This is a genomic window from Stenotrophomonas sp. C3(2023) (assembly GCF_032911385.1).
Lineage (GTDB): Bacteria > Pseudomonadota > Gammaproteobacteria > Xanthomonadales > Xanthomonadaceae > Stenotrophomonas.
This window is the reverse complement of sequence record NZ_JAWJLO010000001.1, coordinates 1,567,996-1,586,684: the sequence shown is the minus strand read 5'-3', so window position 1 is coordinate 1,586,684 and position 18,689 is coordinate 1,567,996. Positions and strand designations below refer to the sequence as shown.

General features: G+C 64.9%; 17 protein-coding genes and 2 pseudogenes. All 19 read right to left on the bottom strand.

Translation table 11 applies throughout. The features are described from left to right. Positions 1–7: 7 nt before the first annotated feature. Positions 8–1,069 carry a P-type DNA transfer ATPase VirB11 gene (virB11, locus tag RZA67_RS06885; RefSeq protein WP_317211953.1) on the bottom strand — a complete coding sequence of 354 codons (1,062 nt, stop codon included), beginning with the start codon at positions 1,067–1,069 and terminating at the stop codon, positions 8–10. Between the two features lie 13 nt (positions 1,070–1,082). Beyond that, positions 1,083–2,327, bottom strand: coding sequence for a TrbI/VirB10 family protein (locus tag RZA67_RS06880; RefSeq protein WP_317211952.1), 1,245 nt, complete (start codon positions 2,325–2,327; stop codon positions 1,083–1,085). Then, the gene (locus tag RZA67_RS06875; protein ID WP_317213929.1) at positions 2,324–3,121 is read right to left on the bottom strand and encodes a TrbG/VirB9 family P-type conjugative transfer protein; all 798 of its coding nucleotides are present in this window, start codon (positions 3,119–3,121) and stop codon (positions 2,324–2,326) included. Before RZA67_RS06875 ends, RZA67_RS06880 begins: the two co-directional genes overlap by 4 nt. Positions 3,122–3,126: 5 nt before the next feature. After that, positions 3,127–4,023 (bottom strand): type IV secretion system protein, encoded by an 897-nt coding sequence (locus RZA67_RS06870; protein ID WP_317211951.1) that lies wholly within the window; start codon positions 4,021–4,023, stop codon positions 3,127–3,129. A gap of 48 nt (positions 4,024–4,071) precedes the next feature. Next, complete coding sequence (locus RZA67_RS06865; RefSeq protein ID WP_317211950.1) at positions 4,072–4,476, bottom strand: hypothetical protein; 405 nt, start codon at positions 4,474–4,476, stop codon at positions 4,072–4,074. 639 nt (positions 4,477–5,115) lie between these two features. After that, positions 5,116–6,555 (bottom strand): annotated as a pseudogene (locus RZA67_RS06860) (type IV secretory system conjugative DNA transfer family protein); the annotation flags it as partial. 337 nt (positions 6,556–6,892) lie between these two features. Next, positions 6,893–7,594: an EcoRI family type II restriction endonuclease gene (locus tag RZA67_RS06855; RefSeq protein WP_317211949.1), complete on the bottom strand. Its 702-nt coding sequence runs from the start codon at positions 7,592–7,594 to the stop codon at positions 6,893–6,895. 8 nt (positions 7,595–7,602) lie between these two features. Continuing rightward, positions 7,603–8,733, bottom strand: a complete 1,131-nt coding sequence (locus RZA67_RS06850) for a DNA adenine methylase (RefSeq protein ID WP_317211948.1) — start codon at positions 8,731–8,733, stop codon at positions 7,603–7,605. 128 nt (positions 8,734–8,861) lie between these two features. Next, positions 8,862–9,185 carry a hypothetical protein gene (locus tag RZA67_RS06845; RefSeq protein WP_317211947.1) on the bottom strand — a complete coding sequence of 108 codons (324 nt, stop codon included), beginning with the start codon at positions 9,183–9,185 and terminating at the stop codon, positions 8,862–8,864. Further along, a complete protein-coding gene (locus RZA67_RS06840) occupies positions 9,182–10,243 on the bottom strand; it encodes a type IV secretion system protein (RefSeq protein WP_317211946.1) in 1,062 nt (353 codons plus the stop codon). The genes RZA67_RS06845 and RZA67_RS06840 overlap by 4 nt, the downstream gene beginning before the upstream one ends. A gap of 97 nt (positions 10,244–10,340) precedes the next feature. Then, positions 10,341–11,063, bottom strand: a complete 723-nt coding sequence (locus RZA67_RS06835) for a hypothetical protein (protein WP_317211945.1) — start codon at positions 11,061–11,063, stop codon at positions 10,341–10,343. Further along, a complete protein-coding gene (locus RZA67_RS06830) occupies positions 11,060–13,510 on the bottom strand; it encodes a VirB4 family type IV secretion/conjugal transfer ATPase (RefSeq protein ID WP_317211944.1) in 2,451 nt (816 codons plus the stop codon). Before RZA67_RS06830 ends, RZA67_RS06835 begins: the two co-directional genes overlap by 4 nt. 55 nt (positions 13,511–13,565) lie before the next feature. Further along, entirely contained in the window at positions 13,566–13,880 is a 315-nt protein-coding gene (locus tag RZA67_RS06825; RefSeq protein ID WP_317211943.1) for a VirB3 family type IV secretion system protein, read from the bottom strand. Beyond that, complete coding sequence (locus RZA67_RS06820) at positions 13,870–14,253, bottom strand: TrbC/VirB2 family protein (protein ID WP_317211942.1); 384 nt, start codon at positions 14,251–14,253, stop codon at positions 13,870–13,872. Before RZA67_RS06820 ends, RZA67_RS06825 begins: the two co-directional genes overlap by 11 nt. A gap of 206 nt (positions 14,254–14,459) precedes the next feature. Next, positions 14,460–14,873, bottom strand: a pseudogene (locus RZA67_RS06815) (lytic transglycosylase domain-containing protein); the annotation flags it as partial. Positions 14,874–14,886: 13 nt separating this feature from the next. Further along, on the bottom strand, positions 14,887–15,942 hold the full coding sequence (gene virB11 / locus RZA67_RS06810) for a P-type DNA transfer ATPase VirB11 (RefSeq protein WP_317211941.1): 1,056 nt from the start codon (positions 15,940–15,942) through the stop codon (positions 14,887–14,889). After that, positions 15,939–17,123, bottom strand: coding sequence for a TrbI/VirB10 family protein (locus tag RZA67_RS06805; RefSeq protein ID WP_317211940.1), 1,185 nt, complete (start codon positions 17,121–17,123; stop codon positions 15,939–15,941). The genes virB11 (RZA67_RS06810) and RZA67_RS06805 overlap by 4 nt, the downstream gene beginning before the upstream one ends. Then, positions 17,120–17,878 (bottom strand): TrbG/VirB9 family P-type conjugative transfer protein, encoded by a 759-nt coding sequence (locus RZA67_RS06800; RefSeq protein WP_317211938.1) that lies wholly within the window; start codon positions 17,876–17,878, stop codon positions 17,120–17,122. Before RZA67_RS06800 ends, RZA67_RS06805 begins: the two co-directional genes overlap by 4 nt. Further along, the gene (locus RZA67_RS06795) at positions 17,878–18,660 is read right to left on the bottom strand and encodes a type IV secretion system protein (RefSeq protein ID WP_317211937.1); all 783 of its coding nucleotides are present in this window, start codon (positions 18,658–18,660) and stop codon (positions 17,878–17,880) included. The genes RZA67_RS06800 and RZA67_RS06795 overlap by 1 nt, the downstream gene beginning before the upstream one ends. Between the last annotated feature and the right edge of the window lie 29 nt (positions 18,661–18,689).

The window sequence follows — 18,689 nt, the reverse complement described above, 5'->3', positions numbered from 1 at the left end:
ATCGTGCTCATCCGCGCAGACTCCGCATCGGGTCGAAGTCGATCCCGGAGATGTAGCGGCGGCCGCCGTGCGCATGGATATGCACCACGATGTCGATGGTCATGCGCAGCAGGCGCTTGATGACATCGAACTCAAGCCCGGACCCTTCGCTGGACGCCTTCACCATCAGTGCGAGCTGATCCCACGTCTGCTCGGTGCTGCCGGCATGGCAGCTGGTGATCGACCCGGGGTGCCCGGAGGCGCAGTTACGGATGAAGTAGAAGGCTTCGTCACCGCGCAGCTCGGCCAGGATGATGCGGTCGGGCTTCATGCGCAGGCAGGCCTCCATGCAGCTTTTGGCAGTGACGTTCGCCGTTCCCTGCCCGCCCTTGCTGTACAGCAGGTGCACCACGTTCGGCTGGCGCAGGAACAGTTCGCGCGCATCTTCGATGGTGACCAGACGTTCGTTGTCTGCGATCTGCTCGACCAGTGATTTCATGAACGTGGTCTTGCCGCTGCCGGTTGCGCCGGCCACCACGATGTTCTTGCGGTACTGGACGGCCATCCGGAAGAACTCGGCATAGGCCTTCTGCTCACGCAGTGCCAGCAGCTGCCTGTCGTGCTCGCTGACAGTGGCGCCCTGCTCCAGGATCTGCTCGAAAAAGCCATCGGCCTCGTACCGGTCCAGGCTGCGGCCCTGGGTTGACGGCAGACGAATGGTGATCGATACCTTGCCCGGGTCGCAGGCCGGCGGAATCACGAACTGCGCGCGCTGGCCGCTGGGGAAGGTCAGCGACACCACAGGGTCGGCATCGGTGATGCGCTGCCCGGTGTTGCTTTCATTCACCACGGCGGTGCAGAACTGCCGTGCACGCTCGAAGGTGAGCGTTGGCACCTCCACGCGGCGCCATTGCCCATTGGACTCCAGGTACATCTCGCCGGGACGGTTGACGCAGATTTCCGTCACATCGTGGGTCTCGAGGTACTCGCCAATGCCCAGCACGTGGTACTGGTACTTGAGGAACTCACTGGACACACCTGCAGCCGGTGCACCGTGCTGCGGTGTGCGGGTCGACATTTCCAGGCTCATGAGGCGCTCCGGATCAGCCGCGGCCAGACGGCAGCACGGCCGAGAAGTCGAGGTCCTTGGCGACGTACACAGTGACGATCTCACCCTGGTTGATGGTCACCGTGGGCGGGCGGCGACTGCTCAGTGCATCCACCGCCAACCGCTCCATGGTGCGCGCGGTCGCACTCTCATACGGTTTCTGGTGCACGACACCGCCGAGGCCGATGCTGCTGCTGGCCGGGCCGTTCTCGGCTGCGGCATATTTGAAGCCATCGGCAAGCAGGCTGATCATCAGCGCGCTGGTGATCCGGCCAGCCCAGTGGGCCGAATAGTCGCCCGGATGACCGGCACCGCCGAGGTTGTCGATCCCTGGGCTGGACATGGCCACATCCAGCCCGTTAGGGGTGGTGATGCGGTCCCAGATGACGCTTACACGCTCGCCGTTCGGCCCGCCGCCGTACCTGCCCAGAATCTTCGAGCCCTTGGGCAGCAGCATCGTGCGGCCATTGACCGAGTAGACCGGTTCGGTGACCAGACAGGAGGTGAAACCGGGGTTATCGGTGATGATGCGCGTTTCCAGAACGCAGCGCAGGTAGCTGCCGCGCACCAGCAATGTATCCGGGTTGCGCAGCGCGCCAACCTGCGCGACGTCTGCCACATCGGGACCACGCGACGGCGATGCCTCCGGCTGCTGGGCGATGCCGGAGGCGCCCATGGCCGCGCGCATCATCTCAGCATAGTTGGCGGCAGCGCCGGCCTGCTGTGCCGGGCGGCCACCGCCCTCACCGCCGGACGTGGCATTGCCGCCTGCCATGCGGCGTTCCATCAGTGACGGACCACGCTCCCGGGCCGGCGCCTCGGCCTGCAGGCCCAGCTGCATCGGCGCCTCCGGTACCGGCGGCGCGGGCAGCAGGGGCAGTGGGACCGCCATGCTCGGCGTCTGGGCAGGCTGCTCAGGCTCGAGCGTCGGCGCCACGGTCGGCAACGCTGGCGTTGCCACCCGCGCCACCTCGCGCACCGGTGCAGGCGCCTGTTTGTCGCCGCGCAGCTTGGACCACATCAAGGTGCCCATGCCCACCATCAGTACGGCAAGCGCAGCAAGGAACATCAGCGCTTTGCGGTTCATCCGGCGCTCTTCGGCCGAGCGCAGACGGGGCGCCGCCGCGTCGAGGTCCGGCGGCGTCGCGGCGTCCACATGCTGCTTGTAAGGGGTAGCGGTTACGGACGCATCCTCTGCACGCTGCGGTGCCTGGTCTTCATGCTGATCGTGGTTGCTCATTTATGGATGTTCCTGCGCAGACCGACCACGGACTTGCCGTGGCGGATGACCAGATAGGGATAGGTGCCATGGACGATGAGCGTGGTGCCCTCGACGGTGGTGTTCACCACGAAGTCCTCGCCCTGGCGCGTGTCACGCGCGAACACTGCCGGGAAACTGCCAGTGCGGGTCTCTGCGGAGCTGGGCAGGCGGATGTAGGTGAAGCGTCCGTCGTCCCATACATTCAGTGGGACCAGCCACTTCAGCCTGTGCGCACGGCCGGCGGAATAGGCGTAATCGAAGTTGTAGACACGGTCCTTGGCCAGGGTCGTGCTCAACAGTGGCACCGCCTCTTTTTCCACTGCCTCCTGGGCCGGCCTGAACTGCACGTCCTGCGGGTAATCGAAAACGATGCGGTACTGCACACCCGCGCGTCGCGCGTCCTCGGTACGGCGCCAGTCGGTGGCCACTACCTTGAGGTCGAACACATAGGAATGGGTCTGCGTGCGCACCATCATGTTGGTGTCCACGTCGACGTTCTTCGGCTTCAGATAGAACACGTTGCCGCGGCGGGTCAGGTCCCAGCCGCTGCTGAAGCCGGTGCTGTAGTCCAGGATGTCCTCATCCGGGCTGAGCTCGATCTGCGTGGTCAGCCCCAGTCCCGTGCGCACCGTATACAAGGCGTCGTCCTGGTACTGGTAGCGGTCCACCACCGCTGAAGCGCTGGTGGACGCGGTGGAGACCGGCGTAGCCGCGCGCAGCGGCGCGGCGGGCGACAGCGCAAGCGCTGCGGCAATGCAAAGTGCGGGAGTCATGTGAGTCATGGGTTTACCGTGGGGCCAATGGCCGATGTCGGATCGGTGGGCGCCAGATCAGCGGGCTGCGCGATGCCTGCGGCGTCTTCGCTGCCAGTGCCTGCAGGCGGCATGAGCTCATCCGCAGTCTCCTGGCCATCGCCTGCAGGCGCCTGTCCGTCAGCCGGAACGCCGCGCGCGTAATCGGTATCGACGCGGTACTCGGTCACCTGGAAACCCAGGGGATTGAGAATGCGATCCTGCTCGCTGAGCGCCAGGTCACCCCGGTAGACGAAACGGAGCGTGACGATCTGGTTGTCCAGGAAACGCTGTACGCCGGTGCGCTTGTCCAGCAGCGTGCGCTGGATGCGTACCGAAGCGCCCTTGAAGCTTCCATCCGCACCGACGCCCAGCGGGGTCAGGCTCAGAATGCGCACACGTATCGCGCGCTCCTTGCCGTAAACGGCAATCGGATTGTTCGGGTTGGTAGCTGCGTAGCGCTGGCGGTGAGTGGCGGCCACGGCACTGGAGGACATGGTGAACACCAGGTTCCAGTCGCGCAGCCCCATCACCGCAGCATCGTAGGATTCGCGGGCAAGCACGTACTGGGCTACGTTGCTGCGGTTGACCGCTTCATTGCGGCCAACGCGCGCCATGCCCAGGGTTCCGCTCAGCCTGGCAACGGTGGCCGTGCCGGTGTAGGCATCGGCCATCACCAGGAACGGCACTTTCTCTTTCAATGGCAGCACGTAGTAGTAGCCTCCGGCAAGCGCGAGCGACATCACCAGCGCCGCGCCGGCGACCTGCCACGCGCGGCGCTCGCTGCGGCGCGCCAGGTCAACCACGGTAATTTCGTAGCTGACCGCTTTGGCCACGGCCTGCTCGACCTGGCCCTTGCGGGAGGGATCTTTCCTTCTGAACATCGATCTACCGGTATGGGAATCTCATGACGCCGAGCGCGTCGTTGGCGGTCAGGGCGCAGCGGTCTGCGTCGCGCTGCGCACACGCAGATGCTGACCTTCGGTGGTGATGCGGACGCCGTGCGCTTCATAGACACGACCCAGCTCGTCAAGCGCGGCGGCGCGCGCGGTGGTGTTTATCCCGGTAAGCGCGCTGACCAGGCTGTAGTCGCGGTCCAGCCCGTAGTCCAATGACAGGCCGGTATCGCGTGCCCAGCGCTCCAGCAGGCTCTTCAGCGTGCCATCCATCGGCGAAACCTGGTAGACGTAATCCTGATGAAGCGGAATGGATGTGGTGGAGCTGGGCAGCCGGTTCAGCGGCTTCCAGCGCCCGGAGAAATCAGGTGCATGTGAGGCACAGCCGGCAAGTGCCAGCGCGCTCAGGCAAATCAGCGGACTACGAAAAGCGATCTTCATTGGCAGTCGGTCGACGGGTCTTTTCGGGCTGTAGCGACGGTTGAAGGACACACGACGTCCGAGCAGGCGGCGTCTGCGTACAGACGCTTGCTCGCCGCGTATGTTTTCTCGAAGTGGAAATCACGATTGACAGCAGCCGTGCGTGCAGCGCGGCAGATGAAGCGTGTTGCCAACGCGGCGAAGATTGCCACACGGATTACGCGCCCTTAATGGCCGAACGCGTCAATTAATCAGTTCCGGGATTAAAACTCGCAGCGCCATACAACTATTCTTATAGTCTTGTAGGAAAAGTCCGCACCACTAAGCGAGGGTTCTGATCGAAGGAAGAAAACCTATAGGTAGTGCCGAATCCCGCGTGCTAACGGCAATGCCAGACCCACGCCGCATTTTCGCGGACGTGCTGTCTGCGACAGACATGGAGGTCGGGCCGTAGGCCTGGAGCGCTGGCCCTTGCGTCGATGCGCGTGCCGACAGCGGAGAGCCAGCCACGAGGTCGGCCGTGGGCCGTGGGAAAAGCTGCGATGCAGGGCGGGCGCGCCGGGCGTCACCAAGGGAGACGGGGTGCCCATCGTTCGGCACTACAAGGTGCAGGCGAAGCGGCGCGATCGCGTGCGCACGCCCGGCGATGGCGGCAGCCCTTCAGGCTGGCCGCGCGTCTTCCACGCTGATGTCCAGCGCTGGCACGTCGACCCTTTCCAGCAGACGCGAGGTGAAGTAACGATCCTTGTAGTAGCGGATCTTTCTGCACTTCACCGGGAACGGGATACCTTCATAAAGGAACAGCTCGGTGTCGGTGCCCATCGCCTTCAGTTCCTGGGACAGCATCAGCGCACGGCGCTCGTCACTGCAGCTGTGGGTGCGGTTACGACCCCGGGTGAGCTCCCTGCGACGCATGGTCGTGTAACCGAGCATCTCCGCGTAATCGTCGGCATCCTGCTGCTCTTGCGGCGCGTAGAGGATCTGCAGCGCGCAATTGGTGAGAATGGTGCGCGACACCTCCTTTCCATAGGTTGCGTCCAGCTGCGCCATGCTCTGGATGATCGGCAGCAGGCGTACGTTGTAATCGGCCATGCAGGAGACCGCATTGGCAATGGTTTCACTTCTGCCAATGGACGTGAACTCGTCCATCAACAGCAGCACCTGATGCTTCAGCTCCGGGTTCGAGCACGGCTGCTGCCGTGTATTGAGGTTGATCAGCTGGCTGAAGAACAGATTGATGACCACCCGGCTTTCGGCCAGCTTGTCCGGCTGGATGCCGACGTAGATCGTCATTTTCTTCCTGCGCAGATCAGTCAGCAGGAAGTCGTCATCGCTGGTGGCCGCATCGAGCACGGGGTTGATCCACGCGTTCAAAGGCTCCTTGAGCATGCCCATGATTGAAGCGAAGGTGTTGGCGGACTGCGAAAGCAGTCTGTTGAAGGCCGCCCGGCAATCGCTGTCGACAAAAGGACGCGAGGCCAGCTTTCTGAGAAACACCCGCAGATCAGTGCCGTTACCACAGGCCAGCCGGTAGGCCTCGCCCAGTGTGGGCGCATCCCTCTCGCGCGGGAAGCCGAGGCGGTTCGCATCATCGCGGGCTTCAAACAGGTACAGCGTGATGGCGAGAAAAGCGGTGCGCGACTGGCTGACCCAGAACGTCTGGTCGTCGCCGCGGTCGGGATACAGCATCGCCGAAATGCTCAACAGGTCCGAGATGCGGAATGACGGGTCATCAGACACGTAGCGCAGCGGATTCCAGCGATGGGTACGTCGGTCCTCGGCAAAGGGGTTGAACAGGTAGACCTCCTGACCCTGGCTGGCACGCCAGCCACTGGTCAGATCGAAGTTCTCCTGTTTGATGTCCAGCACCACCATGGACTGGTCATACTCGAGCAGGTTGGGAATCACCACGCCCACGCCCTTGCCCGAGCGCGTGGGCGCGGCCAGGATGGCGAATTGCTGGCCGGAAAGCCGCAGCAGTCTGCCGCGGTGCCTGCCCACCACCAGGCTGTCGCTGGTCTTTTTGAACAACCCGTGGCGCGCCAGCTCACTGCCTGTGGCAAAGCGCGCAGCACCATGCAGTGTCTGTCGGCGCGCGCGTCGCCAGCCCACCCAGCCTGCCAGGATCAGCAGCGCCGGCGGCAGGACCAGCCAGCTCGACAGGGCGTGACCGATGACCAGACTCGCCACCAGCGCGAGCATCATGGAAACAAGCTTGGGCATGGACAGAACACTCCTGCGCAACGGTCGACAACGCAACGATTGCATGCATCCGGGATGACAGAGTTGCATGAACCTGGCACGGGCGGGAGGTGACGAACGGTTTCAGGCGCCCGGTTCCGCCGCGGCGGAGAAGGGAATCTTCACGCCGGCCAGCGCGGGGGCCAGCGTATACCGTGCCGTCTACCACGGGCGAGGTGGCGCCTGCCCGGCACCATTACAGGAAGCGGCTGGCGCCATACCGGTCAAGGTAATGCGCCACGCTCTGCCAGGCGATCGACAGTCCCAACCGGGTCATTTCCGACTCGGTCCACTCGGCGACGCGGAAATGGAACGTACCGCGCTGGAACTCACCCCGCGCGCCCTGGCGGAACAGATGCTCGGTGTTCAGCGCACCGAACTGGGCGATGGTCACCACCCGGTCCAGAATGGTCGAGTCATCAGCAAAATCACAGCCGTCGCCGAAACAGACGAAGGGAAAGATCGCTTCGTGGGACAGTGCCGCACGGAAACCGATGACGTTCTTGCCAAGCCGCTCGATGGCATTGCCGCGTGCCTGCTTGCCCTTGCCTTCCAGCGCACGCAGGTCATTGGTGCCCTGGTTCTTCTTCTCCGCGATCAGAATCGGCAGGTGCTGGCCGTCGTCGCGTACCAGCGAGAGAATGCCGCCATCCGGGCGGATGCTGGATGAGCCGAAGAAACACTGGAAGTCGACGCCGGGATGGGTGTGACGCAGCGCAGCCACCACATCGGCCACCTTCCATTCGCGCACATGCGAAAGCCTGATACCCGGGAAGTGCAGCCGCAGCTCGGCCGCGATCGCCAGCACCGCCCGGTCCAGCGCCTTTTCCTGCCGGAAGGAGGTGCGGTTGATCACCTGCCCGTCGCGCGCAATGCGCAGTCCATCCTTGTCCGCCATCTGCTGGGTTACCTCTTGTCGACCAGATACAGGAATTCGGTCACGTGGATATCGCGACCGGACAGGTTCCGGCTGCCGCGGAACGTGTTGTAGCGCGTGTCCATCACGCTCACCCTGCCCACGCTTTCCAGCTCGCTGAGGAAGCGCTCGTGGCTGATGAATCCTTCCGAGTTGTAGGACACAAGCACGAAACGCGCATCCACCTGCTCGACCGCATCGAACAGCGCCGCCTCGGCCAGCCGCGCCTTGTTGTAGTCCGAGCGGTTCCAGTCCACCGGAATGCCGGACACCGCGCTGATCTGCTCAGGCCTGCGATAATCACACAGCAGATTGAGCATGAAATAGTTCGACCCGTAAGGATGCTGATTGTAAGGCGGGTCGAAGTAGGCCACGTCCACCGGCGGCAGCTGGCGCACCAGCGCATTGGCATCACTGCTGTGCAGGTGCAGCTGGCAGTTGAAGCGGCTGAACACCGGTGCCTGCACCTCGATGTCGCGCAGGATGCGCGCCAGTGCGTTGCGACCTGTGCCGCCGAACTGCCCTACGCCGTTGCTGTTCTTGTAGAACCCCTTGAAGACGCCGGAGGTGTTGGCGTGCATTGACGCCTGCGCCAGCACCGGAGAAAGCAGGAAATCGCGCAGTTCGGCGGGTGTCTCGGCCAGCACCTGGCAGAAGGTATCCAGAAATACCGCATTCCGCCGGGTGTAGAACACCCGCTCGCCGCGCTGGATGTTGGCATCATCGCGGGGGGCGTACAGTTCAGCGATGAAGCCCGGTGCCAGGTGACGCTGCACCTGCACGCGCACCCGCTCCAGCTCGGCCGCCAGCGCCGCCGCGTCGACCTCGCTGGCATTGGCCTGATGGCAGGCATTGGCCACCCGGCTGTAACGTTCAAGATCATTGCAATGCAGCGCAGCAGCATGGCGGCGCGCCAGCCGCGCCACGACCCCGGAGCCGGAGAACAGGTCCAGGAAGTCGATCTTGTCCTTGCCCAGCTGCCGCTTGGCCTGGTTGATTCCGGCCTCGATGAACGGCAGCAGCGCCCGCTTGTTACCGATGTAGGTGATCAACTGGGTGCGCAGAAACGCCTCGTTCTCCTGCGGCAGGTCGGTCGGCGGGGGAGCGTGCGCAACAGTCATCGCGTCATTATCCGTGTTTTCGGCGCCAGCGTGGGCGGCACCTGCGCCGCTGCCGTCCACTGAAGATGGACCCTGGCCGGCCGTGTGCGGCAACCGATGCCAGTCGCGGGCGTCGGTCGCCACCGGCCTCAGTGCCGGTACGGCGTCTGCTCGGGCCGGCCATGGCCCTGCCATCGACCGCTCTGGCCTGCGCCGGGGCACACCCGCAGGTAGAGCTGCAAGGCGTGCCGGTCGCGTGCCGTCCATGGCCGCCCATAGGTATTCTCGGGTCGGCAGACCCCGGTCGGCGCCCACTGCCCGGTGAACGGCGGCAGCGGCTGCCAGCACATCCTGGCCCGCTGCTGCGCATGGCCCTGCGTGCAGAACACAAACGGGTCGTTCTGCCGATACGGAAGGGTTTCATAGGTATCCGCCGCCTGCACGGCAAGCAGCAGCAGCCAGCTCAGCCTCATGCGGCACGTCCCGAGCGCTTGATCACATCAGCCTGTGTGCCCCATCCGTCCATCGCGCCGGCCATCGCCCCGTAGCTGTAACGGGCGGCGGGCTGGTCCCCTGCCGCCGACGCGTCTGCGCTGCGCCCTCGATAGCCGGCCTCGCCGGGCCGCTCGCCCGCTGCCAGTGCACCGGGTCGCCCGCCAAAGTAGGAGTACGGCATATAGCTGCCCAAGGTGCCCTGGAAGAAGTACGCCGCCATCGGCGGGACGGTAACCAGCGACAAGGTCAGCAGCAGGCCGATCCCGCCCTGCAGCATTGCCGTGCTGGAGACGCTCATCGGCTGCACCTGCAGCGCCGCCGCCGCCACGTACTGCACGATGCACATCGCGGCCACGGCGACGACGATCTTGGCCACCATCACCGCCATGAACGCCATCAGCGCGAACGAAAACAGGGTGCCCAGGCCGTACAGCAGCCACTTGTGGAACAACTGCTGGGTGGAGCGGAACATCAGGCACAGAATAAACAGCGGTGCGAACGCCACGAACAGCGCAAGCGCCATCTTGTAGGTCACCTGCAGCGCGCCGCCGACCAGCGCCGGCCCGGCCACGCCGACGCCGGCCATCCATTGTGCCCGGTCGGTGTCGGTCTTCAGCGCGAGGTCGCCGTTGGCCTGCATCTCCAGCGCATCGAAGGCCACCATCACCGCCTCCATGGTGCGCATCTGGCGATCGATCTGGCTGGCGGCGCTGCCGTCGCGGCCGGTCATCATGCGGGTGATCTCTGCAGGCAAGGTCCCCGCAAGCAGCCCATAGATGCTCGACCCGCCCAGCGACATCGTCAGCGCCGCTGTGGTGATGACCGCAACGCGCCCACTTTCCACCATGAGCTCCGTGACGTTGCGCGCCTGGCCGCTGAGGATGCGGACGCCCTGCCACATGATCCAAGCGGTGCCCAGCACCAGCGCCACACTGCTCACCCACACCAGCATCTGCTGCAGTACGTTATGCTGGAATGCCTGGATCTCGTGATCGATGAAGGCGAAGATCCGGTCGAAGAATACGTACTGGGCCACGCCCTCCCATTGGACGAGGGGACCGCCTGGCAGCATGGAAAGCACTCTGTTCACCTTGTTACCTCCCCGTGTCCCCGGATGAGCTCGGCGCGTCGCCTCAGCGCCTTGGCGCGTCCTGCCTGCGTGGCGTCCTGGCGGCTCTGAGGGCCAGTTCGAGCGTGGCCAGCGACAGTCCACCCCGTATTACTTCGGCTCCCGGATCACTGCGCCCGTTGACAGCCCGCTGCGCGACGGCCTGTTGCAGTGCGCGCAGGTGCACCAGCCGTGCTGCGTACGCGTCCATGTAGGTGCGATACTGCTGCGCGTCAACCACCAGCCGTACCTGCAGCGCCAGCAGCGCATTGCTGTTGCTGTGCAGTCGGCCGGTGTCGGTTACTGCGGTCAACGTCGCGCGCTCGTCTTCAAGCGCGCGCAGCCGATCCTGCCGCGCCAGCGCCACCGCGCGCATGGCCAACGCATACCTGTATTGCGCCAGCTCGGTGGCAACGATGTCGCGGCACAGCTGCCACTGCTGTTGCTGTGCCTTGGCTGCCGCCTTGCCGCCGCCCTGCCTTCGCGGTGGCGGGCAGCGCAGTGCGCTCGCATCCAGATCAAGCTCCTTCACCGGTTCCTGATCATCAAGCGCCAGTTCCGGGCCGGCCGGCGTGTCCCGGCCAGCCTCTGTCGAGCGGCGACCGCTGGCCACACCCGGCGATTGCTGGCGCTTGAGCTCCTCCAAAACCTTGCGGGCACGCTCGTCATGGACGCGCCAGTCGGCGTGCACACACCAAGGCCACGACAGCAGGCCGCCTATCAGCACCACAGACCAGTGCGTCCTCATGCGGCATCCTCCTCGCCGCCTGTAACGACATCGCGGCGACGGCCTGCACGCACTGCCTGGAACCGCTGCAGCCAATCTTCCGGCCGCAGCGCTTCGCGGCTGCATCCGCGCTCCTGCGCCACAGCGTCCAGCACCTGGTGCAGCATGCGGACATTGTCGGTGGAGGCGGAGATCACCGCGAGCGCGTCGTCCATCCCGCGCAGATTCAACTGGCATACGGTCGAGTCGTGTCCCTGCTTGACCAGGAAACTGCGCGAGCGTTCGTCAAGGTCGCGGACTACGGCGAACTCTGCTTCGGTCAGCTTGAGTCCATCGACGTAATCCTCGCGGGCTGCATTGGGATTGGGCAGCAGTACCAGAGTCGCGGTCTGCTCGATCAGCGCGGCCGCGATGTCGCTGCCCAATGCATCCTCGGGACTCTGCGTGGCGAAAATGCCAAGTCCGTTCTGCTTGCGGATGGTCTTCTGCTTGTTGCGTGCGAAGGCTTTCAGACCTCCATCGCCGTCAAGGATCTTCCAGAACTCGTCCATGACGTAGATCAGGCGACGACCGTCCATCAGTTCCTCCAGACGACGGATCAGGTAGGCCACCACGGGAACCCGGACCTCGGCATCGTCGATCACCCCGGTGTAGTCGAACCCGATGATGTTGGCGCTGCCCAGGTCGATCCGATCATCGCCGCAATCAAATACCCAGCCCAGCGGCTGGCCCGCAGTCCAGCGCCACAACCTTGCATGCAGCCCATCATCGCCATGGTTGGGCAGGCTCGACTGCAGGTTGCGCAGCGAACGCAGCCCCGCCGGAGCATCGAGCACGGCAACCACCGCACGGCTCAGCTCCTGCTCTTCGCGCGCCGTATAGGTGGCTTTGCCCGCGAGTATCTTCAACAGGCCGACGAGGAACTGCGCGTTCTCCGTGGTGGGCGCGCACTGCAGTGGATTGAAGCCGGTGGGCAGTCCCGGCTCCAGTGCCAGATAGCTGCCACCGCAGGCGCGCACGAAGATCTCCGCGCCACGATCTTTGTCAAAGAAAAAGATGGTCGGTTCCGGATCCAGCCGTTGCGATTGGCTGAGCAGGAAGTTGATCAGCGCCGTCTTGCCCGTACCCGATTTGCCGATCACCAGGGTGTTGCCGATGGCCTTCTCGCCGGTCGCATCTTCCCCGGGTTGGGTGGCGTGAAAGTTGAAGTAATAGGGTTGCCCGTTGCTGGCCTGCAGGCAGGTGATGCTCGGCCCCCACGGATTGCCGCAGGCCTTGCCCGAGGGGAAATTGTGCAGCGGTGACAGGCCGAGGAAGTTCAGGGAACTGACCTGCGGCAGCCGCGTGCGGTAGATCCAGTTGCCCGGCAGCTGCGCGTGGAATGCTGCCACAACGGCCATGTCCTCCTTGACCGAGACAAAGCCTGCGTTGGAGAGTTCCGCCCGGGCCAGCGCTACGTGCCGGGCCAGCTGCGGCTGGTCGTCGGCGTACACGGCCATCGAGAAGTGATACTCACCCAGGACGAAATGGCCAGACGCCAGCTGATCCATGGCCTGGTCGAGCTGGACGATCTGGCTCACCGCACGGTCGCCTGACGAGATCATCATGCCCCGGGTACGGTCCAGGCGCCGCAGCGCCTCCTGCCGACCTACCGGGCTGAAGGAATGGGTGATCACATACTCCATGTCAAGAAACTTCAAGCCGTTGAGAACGCCAGGATGGGTGGTTTCGGGATACTCCTTGAGATTCAGAATCGCGCCGTAGTGATTGCGCCCGGCCGGCGTGGTCACCACAAAATTGCCGGTCTGGCTGCTGAAGAGGTGACTGCTCACCGGCAGATAGCTGGGAACGGGTGCGGCGAGGACCGGCACCGGCTCCTGCACGCGGTTATGGATGTAGCCAAAAAGCTCCAACGCTTCGGAAAACACCTGTCCATTTTCCGCTTCATACATGCCCAGCCGCAGGGGCGCATACTCCACCAGCGCCGCCTCCAGGTTCGTTGCAAGCTCGGCCACGCAGGCCAGCGCCTCGTCCTGCTCGCGCTGCAGCTGCGCGGTGTCGGTGGCGCGTTCATGCAGCCGGGCCCGACCTGGCCGCGGCCGATACAGCAAGGTCAGGTAGAGCTGGTTGGCGAGCAGACGGCGGCGGCTCAAGGCGCCGAAATAGTCATCGCAGAGCTGCTGGTTGAATGCATGGGCGAAGCTGCTCTCGTCACGAAGCTGGCACTGACTGCGGATGTCGTGGAGCCAGAACGCGACATTGACGAAGTCCGGTGCACGCAAGGTCTGCAGCAGATGGTTGAAGCTGTTGTGCCGACGCGACAGATCGGCATCATCGCGACCCACAAACGGCAGCCCCTGCAGCCGCCATACCACTGCAAGGTCTCCCCCGGTCGTCTTGAGCACCGTGGGGCTGACATGGGTCGAAATCGGGATGTAACGCCGGGCGGGCGAATCTGGATCGAACATGGCACTCTACCAGTGCAGGCGTGACGGACAAGGGCCAGGACAACCACGCTGCGGCTTAACGACATCGGCCTTCGCGGCAAGGATGGCGAGGCGCTGTCGGCACCAGTCGATATGATCCCTGCTGCGTCGCCGGACCGCACCGCTGCTGGCGCAGCAGCAGGTGCAACCACAGCAGGCGGAAGATCATGTCGTCGCGGCTCGCCATCGCCCGCATCACGAAGATCACCATCGGCAGCGCGGCCAGCACGAACAGATTGATGTACATGGCCAGCAGCAACACACTGCCGGCACCGAGGAAGAACGGTACATACGGCACCCCCAGAAACATCGGCGGTCGCGTGCAGCCGCGGAACATCGCATCACGCTGCATAACTCGCCCAACCCTGGATCAGTGCGCCGAGCCCCTCACAGCCCTTGCCCTCGCCGCCAACCACCATCTTGGCGATCTGCGCGGCCGCACCCGTGAACAGGCCGCCGACCAGGATCGAGGCCACCTCGGTGATGCGTTTGTGGTTGAAGGCGATCTGGTAGCCGGCGAACACGATCGCGATGGTGACCACGGCCATCGAACCCAGGTCAAGCAACCCGGTGATGTTGTTGAGGAAGCCGCACAGTTTCCGGTCGGTCTTGCCGTAGCTGTCGGCCCAGGCCAGCGTCGGCAGCAGCGACAGCCACGCAGCTGCCAGCGGTACCGCCAGGTTGGAGACAGGGCGTCGTGTTGCGCGAAGGGCGGACGGTGTCATGGTTGATCTCCAGAACGTGGGTGCACGAGAACCGTGCACGGCTAGAACACGAAGGCGGCATCACCTCCTGCGGGCGGCTGCCCTGCATCAGGCCTTAAGCGACGCCGGACCAGCGCACCGCGAACCGGCACCTCCCGCCTTTGCGGGTGGGCCCGGCCGGCGGCGCCTGCACCGTGCAGTGCCATGCCGATGGGCGCGGCGCTGCCCAGCGAAGCAACTACTTTCTGCACATAGCCATGCCGGAAACCGGTGACCGCATTGCCCGAGTAGTAGCAGCTCAGCGCCCTGCCCCAATCCCCGTAGCGCCGATGGCACTGCGCCAGCACACGCGCGCCGGCCTGCACGTTGGGACAGACCTGGAACGCCTGCTCGAGCGTGGCCAGCCCCAGCCGGGCAAAATTGTGCCGGTTGACCTGCGCCAGCCCGACAGAGAAATTGCGGCCGTCGGACTGCAGTTGACGGGCCGTCGCCACGGCTTCGGGCAAAGAGCGTGGCTGCCTCTGCAGGTGGCCGCCGACCACCCCGATGGCATAGGGATTGAAGGCGGATTCAACCTTGACGACGTGCTGCATCATCTCGGCCGGTACGTCCAGCGCCTGGCAGCTGCTCAGGTCAAGCATCGCTCTCTCCGGCTCATGTGTTGGTCCTGTTCGACGTATTGAAGGCGATACCCGTAATCCGGCGCCTGCCGGCGTGTGCCTGGATGTGCACGACGATGTCGATGGTGAGCTGCAACAGGCGCCTGATCGTCTGGAACTCCAGCCCGGCGCCTTCGGGAGACGCTTTGACCATCAGCGCCAGCTGATCCCAGGTCTGTGACACGCTGCCTGCGTGGCAGCTGGTGATCGACCCCGGGTGGCCGGACGCACAGTTGCGTATGAAGTAGAACGCCTCATCACCGCGCAGCTCAGCAAGCAGAATCCGGTCCGGCTTCATCCGCAGGCAGGCCTCCAGGCAGGCGCGCGCGGTTACCGGGCTGCTGCCCTGCCCGCCTTTTGAATACAGCAGGTGCACCACATTGGGCTGGGTCAGGAACAGCTCGCGCGCATCCTCGATCGTGATCAGGCGCTCGCTGTCGGGTATATGGTCGATGAGCGACTTCATGAAGCTCGTCTTTCCGCTGCCGGTTGCGCCGGACACCACGATGTTCCTGCGCAGCCGCACAGCCTGGCGGAAGAAGCGGGCATGCTGACCCGCCGCCAGCAGCGCTTCAAGCTCCTCATCTTCCCGGCTGGCCTGCGCACAGTCCGCACCCAGATCAGCGAAGAAGCCATCGTGCTCGTACTGCTGCAGGGTCCGACGGGTGTGTGCCGGCAGACGAAGTGTGATGGACACCGTACCGGCCGCACAGGCAGGCGGCACCACCAGCTGGGCTCGCTGGCCGGTGGGGAACGTCAGCGACACCATCGGGGCCGCATCGGTGATGCATTGTCCGGTGCCACTTTCGTTGACCACGGCCGTGCAGAACTGCAGGGCACGCGCGTGGGTCAGCGAGGGGACCTCCACCCGCGCCCAGCCCTGACAGGTCTCCATATGCAGTTCGCCGGCGCGGTTGATGCAGATCTCGGTCACATCCTGCCGCTCCAGCAGCTCACTGATGCCCAGCAGCGCGTACTGATACGCCAGAAAATCGTTGCCGCCACACGACCAGGCGGCGGTCGCATCGCGGATGCAGTGCAGGCTGCTCATGGCCGCAGCACCGTGCTGAAATCCACGTCCTGCGCGACGAGGATGTTGATCAGACTGCCCTGGGCGAGCGTCACCGTCGCTGGACGGTTGGCACTCTCGCGCACCGCCTGGCCCGCAAGCCCCTGCAGCGTACGGGCGGTATTGCTCTGGTACGGCGACTGGACCACCGCGCCTGCCGCTGGATAGGACGTTGACGACGCGGGCCCGTCCTTCTCGCCGTAGTACTTGAAGGCATCGCTGAGCAGGCTGATCAGCAGCGCCGAGGATATCCGCTGCGCCCAGTGCGCCGAGTGCCGTCCCGGATGACCGGCGCTGCCGAGTGTGTCGATACCAGGGCTCGACAGTGGGATGTCGATACCGGCAGGCGTGATGATGCGGTCCCATACCACGGCGACCCGCTTGCCGCGCACCGCTCCACTACCGTACTGCCCCAGCACTCTGGAACCAGCAGGCAGCAGCAGACGCCGCCCGTTGAACGAGTACACCGGCTCGGACACCACGCAGGCGGTGAATCCCTCAAGGTCAGTGGTGATCCGCGTCTCCAGCACGCAGCGGATGTAGGTGCCGCGCAACAGCCGGTACGCCGCGTTGTCCAGCACGGTCGCCGCGCGTACCGGAGACGGCCTGCCCGCCGCCGACAGCCCCGCCAGGCGTTCGCCGCCCTCCACGGCGGGTACGGCTGACACATCCGCCTCGTCCAGCGCCTGTCCACGCCTGCGCTGGACAAGGCTGCCGGCACCGCGCGTGGCCAGAAGCGTTTCGATGTCCGCTGGAAGCGGCGGCTGCGGCATGGGTACCGGGACCGGCAGTACATCTGCCGGCGTCGTACGCTGCACCGCCGGCTCGGCAGCCATGCGGGATCCAGCAGCCGCTGCCGGCTCGGGAATGCGTGTCGGTGCGTCTGGCACCTCCACCCGCTCTTCGGGCCCGGTCGGCGCACCGCTTTCTCCGCTGCCGTTGCCGCGCAGCGCCAGGTAGATCACCGCCAGCAGCAGCCCCACCATCCCCAGCATGAAAACCAACGCCCTGCGGTTCAGACGTGCGGCACCCATCGATTGCAGCCTCGGCGCCGACGCGTCGAGACACGCCTGCGCCTGCGCCACTGCCTCCTCATGCTGGGCCGCGTAGAAGTTCGATGCGTTGTCCGGTCCGCCGCCCGGCGGCAAGGCTGAGGGGTTCATCGTGGCATGTTCCTGCGCAGGGAAACGACCGATTGCCCGTGACGCAAAATCAGATAGGGGTGGATGCCGTGCACGATGAGGGTGTCGCCCTCCACGCTGCTGTTGACCACCGCGTCTTCGCCACGCTCGGACCCGCGCGTGAACACCGCCGGGATGGTCGCAGCGTGCGCCGATGCCGGGCGCTTGAGCCGCACGTAAGTGAAGCGACCATCGTCATAGACCTTGTCCGGCAACAGCCAGCGTTGCGCACTACTGGCCTTCATGTCGTAGTCGAAGTGGTAGGCGCGATCCTTCAACAGTGCCACGCTCTGCTGATCCGTCCGCCGGGTGCGGGGCGCGCGAGGCGACGTCCCGTCAGCCGGATATCGGAAGCCGACCCGGTACTGCACGCCGGCCTTGCGTGCCTGCGCCAGGGTCTTCCAGTCCGTGGCGACCACCTTGAGCTCGAAGATGTAGGCGCGGCGGTCGGTGCGGATCATCAGGTTGGTATCCACGTCGACATCCTTGGGCTTGATGTAGAACACGCTCTCGCGCCGGCTCAGTTCCCAGCCGCTGCTGAAGCCGGTGCTGAAGTCCTGCACCGTTTCCTGCGGGTCGAGCGTGATCTGGGTCGTGATCCCCAGCGCGGTGCGGATCGGATAGATGCGGTCGGGGGCATACTCATATTCGGCAAGAACGCTCGGCGCGGGCGCTGCGCTGGCGGCCAGCAGCAGCGGGACCAGCAGGACCGGCACGACATGTCTGCAGCGGCACATCACCCACCTCCTTCAGCAGCCGGCAGGCCACCATCGTGCTGCGGCGGTGCAGGCGCGGCGCCCGGCATCACCGCGGACAGCTCGGCTTCCTCAAGCGGCGGGGTCTGGGCATGATCCGTATCGACCCGATACGCCGTCACCCGGAACCCGAGAGGGTTGAGCAGGCGGTCCTCCTCGCCCATCGCCAGCTGCGGTTTGTAGGTGTATTCCAGGGTGGCAATACGGTTGTCGAGAAAGCGACCGACGCCGCCGAGCTTGTCAAATACCCGGCGCTGGAAGCGGATGCTTGCGCCTCGGTTTTCAGCACCGCTCTGCTGCCCGAACAGCTGGATGCTCAGAATGCGTATGCGCAGCGCCTGGCTCCTGCCGTAGACCGCCAACGGACCTTTGGGATTATCCGAGCGGTACAGGCTACGGTACTCGGCGGTGACTTCGTCTTCGGCCATGGTGAACACCGTGGACCAATCGCGTGCACCCACCTGGGTCCAGTCATAGGATTCGCGCGCACGGATGAAGGTCGCCACGTTGGCGCGGTCCAGCACCTCGCTGGCGTCCACCGTCGGCTGCTGCAGCCGGGCCAGGCTGGCCTGCCCGGTGTAGGCGTCGGCCATCACCAGATAGGGCTGCGTTTCCTTCAACGGCATGACCCACCAGTAGCCTGCCGCCAGCACCATGGTGACCAGCAGCGAGATCGTGGCGACCCGCCATGCGCGCTGCTCGCTGCGTCGGATCAGCACGGCCAGACTGCTCTCATAGTCAACGGCTCGCGCGGTCGCCTCCATTACGCCAGTGGTTTCGACCTTTCTTGAGA

Bases quoted from the DNA above. Each gene is read 5' to 3' on its own strand.
- RZA67_RS06875 (WP_317213929.1), bottom strand. From the start codon at position 3,121: ATGACTCCCGCACTTTGCATTGCCGCAGCGCTTGCGCTGTCGCCCGCC.
- RZA67_RS06830 (WP_317211944.1), bottom strand. From the start codon at position 13,510: ATGTTCGATCCAGATTCGCCCGCCCGGCGTTACATCCCGATTTCGACC.
- virB11 (WP_317211953.1), bottom strand. From the start codon at position 1,069: ATGAGCCTGGAAATGTCGACCCGCACACCGCAGCACGGTGCACCGGCT.
- RZA67_RS06820 (WP_317211942.1), bottom strand. From the start codon at position 14,253: ATGACACCGTCCGCCCTTCGCGCAACACGACGCCCTGTCTCCAACCTG.
- RZA67_RS06805 (WP_317211940.1), bottom strand. From the start codon at position 17,123: ATGAACCCCTCAGCCTTGCCGCCGGGCGGCGGACCGGACAACGCATCG.
- virB11 (WP_317211941.1), bottom strand. From the start codon at position 15,942: ATGAGCAGCCTGCACTGCATCCGCGATGCGACCGCCGCCTGGTCGTGT.
- RZA67_RS06880 (WP_317211952.1), bottom strand. From the start codon at position 2,327: ATGAGCAACCACGATCAGCATGAAGACCAGGCACCGCAGCGTGCAGAG.
- RZA67_RS06800 (WP_317211938.1), bottom strand. From the start codon at position 17,878: ATGTGCCGCTGCAGACATGTCGTGCCGGTCCTGCTGGTCCCGCTGCTG.
- RZA67_RS06835 (WP_317211945.1), bottom strand. From the start codon at position 11,063: ATGAGGACGCACTGGTCTGTGGTGCTGATAGGCGGCCTGCTGTCGTGG.
- RZA67_RS06795 (WP_317211937.1), bottom strand. From the start codon at position 18,660: ATGGAGGCGACCGCGCGAGCCGTTGACTATGAGAGCAGTCTGGCCGTG.
- RZA67_RS06845 (WP_317211947.1), bottom strand. From the start codon at position 9,185: ATGAGGCTGAGCTGGCTGCTGCTGCTTGCCGTGCAGGCGGCGGATACC.
- RZA67_RS06870 (WP_317211951.1), bottom strand. From the start codon at position 4,023: ATGTTCAGAAGGAAAGATCCCTCCCGCAAGGGCCAGGTCGAGCAGGCC.
- RZA67_RS06865 (WP_317211950.1), bottom strand. From the start codon at position 4,476: ATGAAGATCGCTTTTCGTAGTCCGCTGATTTGCCTGAGCGCGCTGGCA.
- RZA67_RS06855 (WP_317211949.1), bottom strand. From the start codon at position 7,594: ATGGCGGACAAGGATGGACTGCGCATTGCGCGCGACGGGCAGGTGATC.
- RZA67_RS06825 (WP_317211943.1), bottom strand. From the start codon at position 13,880: ATGCAGCGTGATGCGATGTTCCGCGGCTGCACGCGACCGCCGATGTTT.
- RZA67_RS06850 (WP_317211948.1), bottom strand. From the start codon at position 8,733: ATGACTGTTGCGCACGCTCCCCCGCCGACCGACCTGCCGCAGGAGAAC.